The 11474-nt window shown below is 63.1% G+C and carries 12 protein-coding genes; 10 read left to right on the top strand and 2 right to left on the bottom strand.

Annotated elements, in window-relative coordinates; all coding sequences use genetic code 11:
* Positions 1-8 precede the first annotated feature (8 nt).
* Positions 9-1013, bottom strand: coding sequence for a DNA-processing protein DprA (locus WFJ36_RS16395; protein ID WP_336643728.1), 1005 nt, complete (start codon positions 1011-1013; stop codon positions 9-11).
* Positions 1014-1227: 214 nt separating this feature from the next.
* Here WFJ36_RS16395 and WFJ36_RS16390 point away from each other — a divergent pair, with 214 nt between their 5' ends.
* The 4 genes from WFJ36_RS16390 (at position 1228) to WFJ36_RS16375 (ending at position 3780) form a co-directional block, all read left to right on the top strand.
* The gene (locus WFJ36_RS16390) at positions 1228-1581 is read left to right on the top strand and encodes a sulfate permease (RefSeq protein WP_336643727.1); all 354 of its coding nucleotides are present in this window, start codon (positions 1228-1230) and stop codon (positions 1579-1581) included.
* Between the two features lie 87 nt (positions 1582-1668).
* Entirely contained in the window at positions 1669-1920 is a 252-nt protein-coding gene (locus tag WFJ36_RS16385) for a helix-turn-helix transcriptional regulator (protein ID WP_336643726.1), read from the top strand.
* A gap of 306 nt (positions 1921-2226) precedes the next feature.
* Positions 2227-3093 carry a tyrosine-type recombinase/integrase gene (locus tag WFJ36_RS16380; RefSeq protein WP_336643725.1) on the top strand — a complete coding sequence of 289 codons (867 nt, stop codon included), beginning with the start codon at positions 2227-2229 and terminating at the stop codon, positions 3091-3093.
* A 54-nt stretch (positions 3094-3147) separates the two neighbouring features.
* On the top strand, positions 3148-3780 hold the full coding sequence (locus tag WFJ36_RS16375) for an XF1762 family protein (protein WP_336643724.1): 633 nt from the start codon (positions 3148-3150) through the stop codon (positions 3778-3780).
* Here the strand turns inward: WFJ36_RS16375 and WFJ36_RS16370 are convergent.
* A complete protein-coding gene (locus tag WFJ36_RS16370; protein ID WP_336643723.1) occupies positions 3777-4013 on the bottom strand; it encodes a MarR family winged helix-turn-helix transcriptional regulator in 237 nt (78 codons plus the stop codon). The two genes, WFJ36_RS16375 and WFJ36_RS16370, sit on opposite strands and share 4 nt — an antisense overlap.
* A gap of 266 nt (positions 4014-4279) precedes the next feature.
* Between WFJ36_RS16370 and WFJ36_RS16365 the strand changes: the two genes are divergently transcribed.
* The 6 genes from WFJ36_RS16365 to WFJ36_RS16340 all read left to right on the top strand — a co-directional run bounded on the left by WFJ36_RS16365 (position 4280) and on the right by WFJ36_RS16340 (position 11365).
* On the top strand, positions 4280-4792 hold the full coding sequence (locus WFJ36_RS16365; RefSeq protein ID WP_336643722.1) for an RNA polymerase sigma factor: 513 nt from the start codon (positions 4280-4282) through the stop codon (positions 4790-4792).
* A gap of 74 nt (positions 4793-4866) precedes the next feature.
* Positions 4867-6738, top strand: coding sequence for an ATP-binding protein (locus tag WFJ36_RS16360; RefSeq protein WP_336643721.1), 1872 nt, complete (start codon positions 4867-4869; stop codon positions 6736-6738).
* Positions 6739-8607, top strand: coding sequence for a Druantia anti-phage system protein DruA (locus WFJ36_RS16355; protein WP_336643720.1), 1869 nt, complete (start codon positions 6739-6741; stop codon positions 8605-8607).
* Positions 8576-8800 carry an HNH endonuclease gene (locus tag WFJ36_RS16350; protein WP_336643719.1) on the top strand — a complete coding sequence of 75 codons (225 nt, stop codon included), beginning with the start codon at positions 8576-8578 and terminating at the stop codon, positions 8798-8800. Before WFJ36_RS16355 ends, WFJ36_RS16350 begins: the two co-directional genes overlap by 32 nt.
* Before the next feature lie 317 nt (positions 8801-9117).
* Positions 9118-10005, top strand: a complete 888-nt coding sequence (locus WFJ36_RS16345; RefSeq protein ID WP_336643718.1) for an SAVED domain-containing protein — start codon at positions 9118-9120, stop codon at positions 10003-10005.
* Between the two features lie 13 nt (positions 10006-10018).
* A complete protein-coding gene (locus WFJ36_RS16340) occupies positions 10019-11365 on the top strand; it encodes an SMODS domain-containing nucleotidyltransferase (RefSeq protein ID WP_336643717.1) in 1347 nt (448 codons plus the stop codon).
* The last annotated feature ends 109 nt before the right edge of the window (positions 11366-11474 follow it).

Here is an 11474-nt window from a genome sequence, read left to right as displayed (position 1 = left end):
GTCGTTGGTCAGAGCGAGCGTCCCGGCGCACCCGGCTCTGGGCGGCGGTGACCGAACTCCTGGGCCAGCTCGGCCCGGGTCACCCCGGGCTTGGGCGGATCGTCGGCATCGAGCAGGGCGATCACGTCGCTGGGCTGGGTGACAAGAGATGCGAAGCGCTGCTTGATGAGTTCGTTCGTCCCGGTGCTGGCGGCGGTGGTCACCGGGCCAGGAACCGCGCCGACACCTCGACCCAACTCGCGTGCGGTGAGCACGGTGGTCATCGACCCGGACCGCACCCCCGCCTCGGGGACCACGGTCGCACCCGACAGGGCGGCCATCAGCCGGTTCCGCGCGATGAACCGGTGCCTGCTCGGCGCAGCTCCCGGCGGCAACTCACTGACCAGCAAACCGACATCCCCGATCCGACGCAGCAGATCGCTGTGCCCGGCCGGATAGGGACGGTCCAGACCGCCCGCGAGCACCGCGACCGTCTGCCCGCCGGCCGCAAGGGCGGCGCGGTGCGCGGCTCCTTCGATCCCGTAGGCGCCGCCGGCGACAACGATGCGTTCCTCGTCGGCCATCCCCGTCGCCAGGTCGCCGGTGACATGCTCCCCGTATGACGTTGAGGCTCGGGAGCCAGTGAGCGTGACTCGATCGCTCAGCGCCGCCGCCAAGAACGAGGTCGCCCCGCGCGTCCACAACAGGTACGGAGCACGCTCACCCAGGTCATTCAGACCGGCGGGCCATTCCTTGTCCGCCGGGATGAGAGTGCCGAACTCGCCGCCTTGCGTCTCGGCCACCCGGCCGGGCAAGTCGGGAGTGACCCGAGCAGTGAGCCGTTCGCGCCACATCAGCGCATCCGCGCGGGCAAGGCCCGGCACCGGATCGTCGGATTCGATCAGGCGCAGACTCTCGATCCCGCCGACCTGGGCGAGGACGCGCCCGGTGGTCGAGTCGTTGGGCTCGGCGATCATCGACAACGCGACCCGCGCCATCCGCTCACCCTGCATCTGCTCCGCCAGTGTCGCCATGATCGGTGTCCTCTCGCTCCAAGGTCACCGACGAGGTACACGCCCGCCCGCCGACGACGGGTTCCCTCTGTCAGAGCACGGTCGTAGACTGGACGACGAGGCAGGTTCTTCAGCTACGCGGGTCCAGCGGGACGGCCCCTTCGAGGGCACTCGGTTCATAGCCGCCTCCACGACGGAACACCGTCGCGCTATGACGAGGAAAGAGAGACCCGCGATGCTCCGCACATCGGTCGCGCTCAGCGCACGAGGCTACGGCGTACTCCGCTACGTACCCACCAACCTGCTGCTCGACGCCATCCGCACCAGACGCGGCCTCAAGTGGGGCGTCCCCGCGATGCTTCTGGCCGTGCCCTACCTCTACGCCGCCGCGATCTGTACCACGATCATCAACGATGGCGGCCCCGGCTGGCTCCACTTACTGATCCTGCTGTTCGTCTGGAACGCCCTCAAGTTCCTCTGGATCGGACCCGTGAGCCTGGTTCTGTTCGTCCGTGCACGCCTCCGAGAACAACGCGAACTGCGAGCCGTACGGGGGAGTGGGATCAGCAGCGCTGCGGGCTCCCTCTGACTGGCGACATCGCTCGTCATCCATCTCGGGCAAAGCCGGTACCTGCCGACGACAGCGTCACACGCCGAGGGCTTCGAGACTGGAGGGATGAACGATGACTCACAGCCCAGTTCCCACGGGCTGGAACCACTACTGAACATCAACGAACTCGCCGACTACTTCGGCGTCCCCGTCTCGACCATCTACGACTGGCGCACCAACGGGAAAGGCCCCCGCGCCTACCGGTTCGGGAAGCGCATCATGTTCGGCGTCAGCGACGTCCGCACCTGGATGGAGGCCATGCGCGAACCCGCCGGCGCCGCCGCATATCCCGGCGGTGCGGAGAGCGCGCGTGGGTAGGCCTCGCACCCCGATCGGCACCTTCGGAGTCATCGCGACCAGAGAGCAACCAGCGGCAACCACATTGCGAGAGCCCGCTACCGCGACTGGGACGGCAAGAGCCGACTCGTCCAGGCCACCGGGTCCTCGCGCTCCGCCGCCGAGCGAAAGCTGAAGCAGAAGCTCGCCGAACGTTCCCTGTACCAGCCGGGATTCAACGGAATGAGCGCTGACAGCCCTTTCCCGGAACTCGTCGCCCACTGGCTCGACGATATGGAGATCGAAGACCGACTCTCACGGACCACCAGGAACTTGTACGAGCGGGACATGCGATCCCTCGTGCTCCCGGCCTTCAAGGAACTCACACTCCGGGAAATCGGCGTCGCCCGCTGCGACTACTTCCTCAAGCAACTCGCCAAGCGCAGCTACAGCCGCGCCAAGCACGCCCGCGTCGTCCTCCGCCTCGCCCTCTCGCTTGCAGTCCGCCATGAGATCCTGCCCCGCAACCCGATGGACCACGTCGCCCGGCTGCACCGGAAGAAGACCATCCCCGACGCGTTCACAATCGGCGAGGTGCAGGAGATCCGGGTAGCGATCAAGGCGTGGGAGTCGCGTCGGATGCTGGCGGGACCAAGGCCGGATCGGCAACTCGGGCAGATCGTCGAGGTGATGCTCGGCACCTCCGCCCGCATCGGCGAAGTCCTCGCCATTCGACTCCAGGATCTCGACCTGGAAGGCCCGATCCCGACGGCACGGATCGCGGCGACGATCATCAGCCGCAAGGGTGAGCCGACGCACCGGCAGGACCATCCGAAGACGGATCGCTCGGTTCGCCGCGTCGCGCTGCCCTCGTTCGCGCTGCAGGCGATCCGCTCGCGTCTTCTGCGTAGCGGCGACACGGAACCAGACGCGCTCCTGTTCAGCACGCGGGTCGGGACGCCGCACACGACGAACAACATCCGTCGGCTCCTGCGGGACGTGATGGACGCGGCCGGGATCGAGAACGTCACCCCGCACCGCTTCCGCCGCACCGTGGCCACGGTCGTCAACGACGCGCAAGGCGCGCTCCTTGCCTCCGAACTCCTCGGCCACACCGATCCCCGGATCACGATGCAGCATTACATCCAACGCAGCGAGACCGTGAACCCGGTCACTGCTGAGCATCTCGAATGGGCGTTCGGAAGGGCGGGATGAGGAGCAATTGAGAACAGGGTCCACCGGCAGAGTTCCCGCAGGAGTCGTCCGATTATGGTGTTTCTGCGCAGCCAGGCAGGGCACGCGCAGGTCAAAGCGAGGATAGAGGCAGTGCACCTGCGAGGTGATGGTCCAGCGATGCTCCTGGGCTTGATCCACTGGAGGTGCGTGGGGATGAGTGAACAGCCGACTGTGCGACTGATGGTCGTTCCGATCTCGCTCGCTGATGCGAACGCATTTGTTGAAACTCATCACCGGCACCACAAGAAGGTAGTTGGGCACAAGTTCTCGATCGGCGTCGTAGATGATGCAGGCGAGGTGAGAGGCGTCGCCATCGTTGGGCGTCCCGTCTCTCGGCATCGTGACGATGGATTCACCCTTGAAGTCACCAGGCTCGCAACTGACGGTTGTGCGAACGCGCCATCGTCGCTCTACTCGGCGGCGTGGCGGGCGGGTCGCGCGATGGGCTACCGACGAATGGGAACTTACACACTCGCGACAGAACCCGGAACCAGCCTGCGCGCTGCGGGATGGCGGATCGTGCATGAAGTGCGCGGCGCCTCGTGGAGTCGGGATGGGAGACCTCGCACGGACAAGCACCCCACCGTGGACAAGCGTCTCTGGGAGCCCGATCTCCAACGACGATCCGCATCATCGAGGTCGATCGGTGCTCGGAGGAGTCTCTAGCTGTCGGCGCTGAGTGCCGCCACGCCCGCTGCTGTTACGTGCAGTTCGTTGGCATTCGGGTGGTCCGGGTGGTTGCGGCGCTCTAGAAGGCCCCGCGCTTCGAGCGCCTCGACGTGGCGCCGCGTCGTGGCCGGCGTGGCGCGCAGCAGACGTGCGAGTTTGGATACTGCGATCCCGGGGGTGAGCCGTACATGGGTCAACAACCGGACCTGCTCCTCGTCTACCGACTCCATGCCCCCAGGGTACCGACCAGACTTCTTTCCTCATGCCCGGATGATCGGCGCGATGCGCGACCTCTAGACAGTGAGGGCAGTACGAGCCTCGGCGAGGTTCATCGACTTAGTCGGAGGCCCCTGCTACCCTCAGACCTACAACTACAGACCAAGAGAGCCTTGGGTCCGAGCCGGCCAACAGCGCCGTCACGAACGCATCCTGAGACTTGAACCTCTGTCGCGGCACCCGCCGTGAGGCTCTCCTTCCAACGAAAGGATTGAGCCCCGTGGGTGAAGACCATTATTTCGGCGATCTGACCATCGCTGACATCGAGAAACTGCGCTCTATCGTGAAGCGCAAGTCGAATCGCCTTCTCACCCGAGAAGACCGCGAAGACATCGTCTCGAAGATTCTCGAAGACGCCGTCCGAGGAAGTCGCAAGACCGGTACTCCGCTCGTGAAGCTCGCCTTCACGTACAGCCAGTACGTCAGCTACTACATCCGACCGCTCGACAACGTCATGGAGCACGTCCGAAACCAGCAGCCCCTCGTCTACGACGAGCAGGGCGACCTCTCGGACGAGTCCGACGCCCCGGACAGCCGTGTCGACTTCACCGGACCGATCGTGACTGACCTCCTCAGCCGGCTCCCTGCCGCCGAACTATCCGCCTTCCGCTCCGTGCTCGACGGTGCGAGCGTCTCGGAGGCAGCTGCGGAGACCGGGATCTCCACCAGTACCACGCACGACCGGATCAAGCGCGCTCGTGCCTCACTCCGTCAGCTCTGGCTCGCGGCATAGATTTCACAGACCTGGGCCCATGCCCAGCCCACGCGGCGCAACCGTCGCCGCGCAACAGAGAAAAGGAACACATCATGAAGCAGCCCCTGAACACCGCAGCAGAGCATCTGGCGAGCCAGCGCGAGTACGTCAAGAAGCGTCACCTCGAAGACCAGAAGGCGGCCGCCCAGATCGGCGGTACGGCAGGACTGGTGGACGAGAAGATGCTTGCCCAGTCAATGCGCTCTGTCCGCTACGCCGACGAAGCGCACGCCGCCGGTGACATCATCGACAACGCCATCGAGGCCGGAGCCTCCCAGGTTCACCTCGCCTACCGCGCCGAGGGCGCGAAGATCACCGAGATCGCCTTCATCGACGACGCCGCCGGCATCGATCCGACCTTCCTCCCGCACGCGGTCAAGTGGGGTGGTTCCTCGAACGAGGGCAAGCGGAACGTCTTCGGACGTTTCGGCTTCGGCCTGCCCAGCGCGTCCGTCAACCGCGGCCGCAAGTTCAGCGTCTACTCCCGCACCGAGACCGACGAGACCTTCTCCAAGGTGACCGTCGATCTGGACAACCTCGCAATGAAGGGCGAGGTCGTTCAACTGCCTAAGGTCAGCCAGGACAACCTCCCGGATTGGATCGCCGACTACATCAACTCCGGCAAAGTCAGTGGTGGAGTGGACGCCGTCCGCACGGTCGTGATCTGGAGTACCCTGGATCGGCTCGCATGGGTCAACAAGCAGCAGTCCTCCGGACGCTTCCGCGAGCAGTTGGGTATCACCTACGCGGGCTGGCTGGACGTCTGCAAGCTCTACGTCGACGGCGAGGCCGTCGAGCCGGTCGACGTGCTGTTCACCACGCCGGGCTACCGCTACTACGAGATCCCCGACTTCCCCAACGCCGAGTCGCACAGCCCGATCCGCTTCACAGCAAAGGATTCGGACGGCAACGAGCACACCGTGACTGTCCGCTTTTCGTTCCTGAGTGCAGCCGCGCACGATGCCGTCGTTCACACCGGCGGGAAGGGCAAGCCGCCGAAGGTTCGCCAGCGCATCCGAAAGGCCTACAACGGCTTCTTCGTGACTCGCAATGGTCGCTTCATCGAGACCGCCAAGCCAGACATCCTCACCTGGAGTGTGTATGCACGTCAGGTTGGCGTTGCTCTCGACTTCCCGCCGGAACTCGACGAACTCTTCGGTGTCACCCCGGACAAGCAGACGATCATCTTCGACGAGCGCGTAGAACGGATGCTCGACGCAGCCGGAGTGATCCGCGCCCACCGCGCTCTCGTTGCTCAGGTCGACCTGCAGCGTAAGCAAGGAAAGGCCGAGCGAGACGCCGCTGCCAACGACGGGGAGGGGACCCGGGCGTCCGAGGCCACCATCGCCAAGGCGGTCGAGAAGGAGGTCAAGCGCACCCGCAAGGCGAGCAAGGAGTCGCAGGAGGAAGCTCAGCGCAACTTCGACGACACCGTTAAGCGCCTCGCGAAGGAAACTGGCGTCGACGAGAAGGAGGTCGCGAAGGCTCAGGAGCGCAAGCACCGCGAGAAGCCGTACAAGGTGGAGTTCAGCACCGACGCCGAGGACGACCCGTTCTACACGCCGCTCATGGTCGGCAGCCAGACCGTGCTTCGCGTCAACCAGGCCCACGCTTGGTACCGCGAGTTGTACAGCAAGCTGAACGAGGACCAGGCAGAACTGCGCTCCGGACTCGAACTGATGCTCTGGGTACTCGCGACCAATGAACTCGATGCGACGGGGGACCAGAAGATCTTCTACCGCGCGGAGCGCCGGGCCTGGTCACGGCAGTTGTCCACCGCGTTCGACCTTCACCCGGCCGTGTTCAACAACGCGACCTCCCGAGAGGATGTCGAGGAAGACGACCCGGCCGCTTGGGTCGAAGAAGAGTTCGCTGACGACGACGAGTTCGCTGACGACTTCGAGTCGGAAGACGAGGCCAAGTAGATGACGGAAGCAACGCCGGGCGGCGCTAGCCGCCCGGCGCAGCCCCGACTCGCCTATCCACCCTCCTACGCCGAAGAACTCAAGCACCGAGTGCTTGACGAACTGGCGATGGTGCAGGGGCGGATCAAGGTGGCCGAGACCCTGGACCCGAACATGGCGAAGGAAGAGTTCAGAAAGGCGCATGGCAGCCAGCGCGGTGCCCGCTTGCAGTCAGCTCGAAAGTGGTTGCTTGGTCGCGAAGACGACCTCATGCAGAACTTCGCTAATGGTGACGAAATCGATCCCGCTCGGATCGATCCGGTTGTTATCCCTGTGCGAACGCCGCAAGACGTGGACGTGTTCAAGTACGCCACTCTGCAGTGGTCAGTGCCGGTCTCAAACGGGTACGGGCGCCGCACCCGCTTCCTCGTGAGGGACCGGCAGAACGGCAAGCTCATCGCGATATTTGCCTTGGGGGACCCCGTTATCGCGCAATCCGCCCGGGACACCGCCATTGGATGGAATACCGAGCAGCGAAACAACCGGCTCTACAACGTGTACGACGCATTCGTTCTCGGTGCCGTTGAGCCCTACCGGCAGCTACTGGGAGGGAAACTCGCCGCACTACTGACGATCTCAAATGAGACCCGCGACTTCCTTTTCCACAAGTACGACGGGCAAGAAACCGGCATCCGAAAGCAGATCAAAGATCCCACCCCCGTCCTCATCACGACATCCTCAGCACTCGGCCGGTCATCGGTCTACAACCGCATCACTTTTGAGGGTGCACTGATGTTCCGCTCGGTTGGCTTCACTAAGGGGTACGGTCACTTCCAGTTCTCTGACGAACTCTTCGTGGAACTGCGCGACTACGTCCGCGACGTCGTGCTCGACGACCCCAACGCGAAAGTCGGATCGACTGTGTACGGAAGCGGCCCCAACTGGCGCTTCCGGATCATCCGCACAGCACTCACGCAGTTGGAGATCCCAGCAGAGAACCTGCAACACAACATCAAGCGCGAAGTGTTTCTCGCCCCGACAGCGGTCGGGTGGGACGCCTACCTCCGCGGCGAGACCAACGAGATCGAGCCCTTCGACCTACCTACGGAACGGATCGGCGAGTACTACCGCAATCGCTGGGCGATCGGGCGTGCAGAGCGCCGGCCCGGATTTGCGCTCTGGAATCGTGAAGAAGCCAGGCTCCTGCCGAAGGCGTCCCTAGGCCTCACCTCGACCGTTGCGCCGACTCCGGGGCGAGTAGACATGGGCGCATACTCACTCGCAATCGGCACCGCAGCTCGCGTTGTCCACGGCCGTACCCCCGCTGGGGCCGTTTCAGATGGTGTCGCCTACATCAGCCGTCTTGAAGGCCCCGGCCTCGCGATTAGCGCGGCTGACATCACATGGGCCAACGGCGAACGAGAAGTACGAGGCTGGGACCGCCACGACTCCGATCCAATTCTGGAGGACGTGATCGGCCGACTCCGAATCGGCATCCATCCCGCCGAACGATTCAAAACCCAATCCGTCATGGAGCTGCGCACCGCGGTCCGCAAGGCTGAAGCGCAGTCCAACGTTGCCAAGACCACCTCGGTTGAGCTCTCGGAATCAGTCGGTTTCGATGTCGCGGCGACGTTCGACAAGTTGGCCGAAGCTATGGTCGGCACGCGCGAGTCCCTACTCAAGGACGCCGGCACACGGCGCGGGCAACTCTGCGTCGTCTTCGACGACTCAGACCGCGTCACGCCGGTGCTGGCATGGGCAATCACGAGACCCCTCAGTCTGCTGCTAGCCGACAACCGGGAGAAGCCGACGGCCCCTGTATTGCAGAGGAAGCCGCCCCGGATGGAGGACATGAATGTCGACAGAAGCGCGGCGGGTCCGGCATGACCTCCATCTTCGCTTGGCCGTCATGCGCCGCGATAGCTACACATGCAACCACTGCGGGCACGTTGGCAAGCTCCACGAAATGGAAGTTGATCACGTCATCCCCTGGTCGTGGGGTGGGTCCGATGAGTTCGACAACCTGCAGGCGCTCTGCGGACCATGCAATCGGCGAAAGGGCGCCCGATACGAAGGATAGCGTGCGACTGCTCGGATGGACGGTGGTCTTGTCAAATGCCTAGCTCACAGATACAACGAATCGCGATACTGCCGTCAGTTCAAAACCGGGTATGGGCTCGTTCTGCGGGCCGTTGCGTGCTCTGTGCCGCCTACCTGATCGACGCTAGAAGCTTCTTCCACTCCCGCACCATTGCAGAGCTTGCCCACAACGTCGGAGCTACTGACGGCGCCAAGTCTCCGAGAGGAACGTCGTCTTTGTCACTTCGAGAGCGCTCGGCCGAAGAGAACATCCTTCTGCTCTGCCACGAATGCCATCGACGAATCGATGATCCTGAAATGGTCGGCTTCTTCACGGCCGAGTATCTCCGCGACGCGAAAACAACGCACGAACGCCGTGTTCGAGAAGTTACTGAGTTCGCAACCCTTCGACCGGCCGCCATCCTCAAAGTCACCGGGAAGATACGAGGAACGCTCGCTCCAGCTTCTGCCAGACAGATTGCCGAAGCGCTCCACCCGCTCCACCTAACGGGCTTCGGTGAAGCCACCCGTACAGGTATGTACGAAGTCGTGCTTGACGATCCTGAAGACGCCGACTGGTCGTGGACGAGGGGCATTCAGCGCATCGATCAAGCCGTAGATTCGCTCCAGGCCGCGATCGAGGCCAGCGACGTCGAGGTGGCGGCGGTGTTCGCGCTCGCCCCGATCCCTCTGCTCGTACACCTTGGCTCCCGCCTCGACGACAAGAGCGAAACTGTCCTCTTCCGCCGTGCGAGATCTGACGACGCGCGAGCATGGGTCTGGGCCACTGACGAAGCGCACACGCCGGCGTATGACGTGTCCATAACCAACAACGACTCAAACGCGCAGCCGTTGGACGAGATTCTCTTGACCGTGAACGTAACCGCGGACGTCAAGCTCGACGAGATCCCTCCGCAGGTTCGCGGCTTGCCCCGTGTATCGCTCAGTCTTGCGACTGAAACGCCCGGCCCCAGCGTGATCGACACCAAGGCCGCACTCGACCAGTTTTCAGACGGCTGGCAACGCGCGCTTGCCCTCGTGGAGAAAGAGTTCCCGAAAGCCTCTCGCGTGCACGTCGTCGCAGCTGTCCCGGCGCCAGCGGCGATCCAGATGGGGCGACTCCACATGCGCGACGCCCAACCCGAACTCGCGATCTATCAACGAACGAGCGCACAAGGCTACGTGAACGCGCTCACGGTCCACTAAGCAAGGAGGTCGCATGGAACTCGAGAACTACTTCACCGCCTTTCTTCAGAACACGGTGAACCTCAAGCAATGGAAACTGAATCAGCTCGACGGTCGAGTGAGCGCCATCGTGGATGCCCTAAAGAAGGACGCGGTGATTGGTGCTCTCTACCAAGAGCACATCCCGCAGGGATCATGGGCCCACGAGACGATCATCACTCCAGTCGGGGCGCTAGACGAGTTCGACGCCGATTTTCTTCTCCACATCGAGGAAGTTCCCGAGTGGTCAGAGAACCCAAAAGAGTACCTGCGAGAGGTGCGAGCCGCTTTCAAACGGAACACGACCTATCAGACGATGCTCCAGAGGAAGAATCGCTGTGTTCGGATCGACTACGCGAATGACTGCCATGTCGATGTGGTCCCGTACCTCGTGCGCGATGACGGGACTCAAGTCATCGTCAACTACAAAGAGAATAAGTTCGAGGACACCAACCCCGCTGGGTTCACGTCATGGATGAAGGAAAAGGATGACATCACGAACGGAAACCTCCGTCGAGTCATCCGCCTTCTGAAGTACATTCGGGACTACAAGAACACCTTCGACTGTCCGTCGGTGATTCTCACAACACTTCTCGGCGGACGAGTTCAAGCGTTTGACACTGAGGCTCGGTACGCCTCAGTTGGTTCAACTCTGGTCGCCCTTCTTGAAGACCTGGACTCTTGGCTGCGCTGGCACGAGCAGATGCCTGTCCTCGAAGACCCGAGTTGTCTTGGGACCTACTTCAACCACCGATGGACTCAAGAGAAGTACGCAAACTTCCGCGTGCAGGTACAGCGCTACGCCGAGTGGGCGAGAGAAGCGCTTGCCGAAGACGACGAAGACACGAGCGCCAGTCTTTGGCGCAAACTCTTCGGCGACACTTTTGTTGCTGAAGAGAACGTAAGACTGGCGAAGTCGCTTGCGCACAGCGGGCAGGAGAAAGCTCTCGTTCTTCGAGCTCCCGACGAGGAATTCATTCACGAGCACTACTCATATGTTGGCGGTCATAGCGCGCGGATTGATGCGTTCGTACTTCGGGACTCTGGACATGTGGCGCGCTCGCTCCGCGTCGACGGTCGAGTCCAGAAGAACCGGGATCTCCTCTTCCGAGTAGTGACTGATGTTCGTGGAGAGTTCGATGTCATCTGGAAGGTCCGCAACACAGGAGAAGAGGCAGAAAGAGTTGGGCAGCTCCGGGGGCAACTCCTCGAAGCTGACGGCACTCAGAGTGTGGAACATCGCGAATCCACCAGCTACGCAGGGAATCACTTCGTTGAGGTGTACATTCTGCAAGGTGGACGTGTTGTCGCCTCGGACCACCATGCAGTCGTCATCCGGTGAGCGAACCTCGCGCCATTGCCAGTGTGGTTCGCCTAGCGACCTCGCAAGTGGAGACTGGGGGGGGGGGGGGGGGGGGGGGGGGGGGGAGGGCGCGGCGTGGCGGCCACGG

The sequence above is a fragment of the Microbacterium sp. MMO-113 genome (genome assembly GCF_037148555.1).
In the GTDB taxonomy this organism is placed as follows: Bacteria; Actinomycetota; Actinomycetes; order Actinomycetales; family Microbacteriaceae; genus Microbacterium.
Note: the sequence above shows the minus strand (reverse complement) of the source record. Positions and strands in the feature narration are given on the sequence as shown.

Excerpts from the sequence above, each read along its gene's own strand:
- WFJ36_RS16395 (WP_336643728.1), bottom strand. The coding sequence starts at position 1,013 with ATGGCGACACTGGCGGAGCAGATGCAGGGTGAGCGGATGGCGCGGGTC.
- WFJ36_RS16390 (WP_336643727.1), top strand. The coding sequence starts at position 1,228 with ATGCTCCGCACATCGGTCGCGCTCAGCGCACGAGGCTACGGCGTACTC.
- WFJ36_RS16385 (WP_336643726.1), top strand. The coding sequence starts at position 1,669 with ATGAACGATGACTCACAGCCCAGTTCCCACGGGCTGGAACCACTACTG.
- WFJ36_RS16380 (WP_336643725.1), top strand. The coding sequence starts at position 2,227 with ATGCGATCCCTCGTGCTCCCGGCCTTCAAGGAACTCACACTCCGGGAA.
- WFJ36_RS16375 (WP_336643724.1), top strand. The coding sequence starts at position 3,148 with ATGGTGTTTCTGCGCAGCCAGGCAGGGCACGCGCAGGTCAAAGCGAGG.
- WFJ36_RS16370 (WP_336643723.1), bottom strand. The coding sequence starts at position 4,013 with ATGGAGTCGGTAGACGAGGAGCAGGTCCGGTTGTTGACCCATGTACGG.
- WFJ36_RS16360 (WP_336643721.1), top strand. The coding sequence starts at position 4,867 with ATGAAGCAGCCCCTGAACACCGCAGCAGAGCATCTGGCGAGCCAGCGC.
- WFJ36_RS16355 (WP_336643720.1), top strand. The coding sequence starts at position 6,739 with ATGACGGAAGCAACGCCGGGCGGCGCTAGCCGCCCGGCGCAGCCCCGA.
- WFJ36_RS16350 (WP_336643719.1), top strand. The coding sequence starts at position 8,576 with ATGTCGACAGAAGCGCGGCGGGTCCGGCATGACCTCCATCTTCGCTTG.
- WFJ36_RS16345 (WP_336643718.1), top strand. The coding sequence starts at position 9,118 with ATGGTCGGCTTCTTCACGGCCGAGTATCTCCGCGACGCGAAAACAACG.
- WFJ36_RS16340 (WP_336643717.1), top strand. The coding sequence starts at position 10,019 with ATGGAACTCGAGAACTACTTCACCGCCTTTCTTCAGAACACGGTGAAC.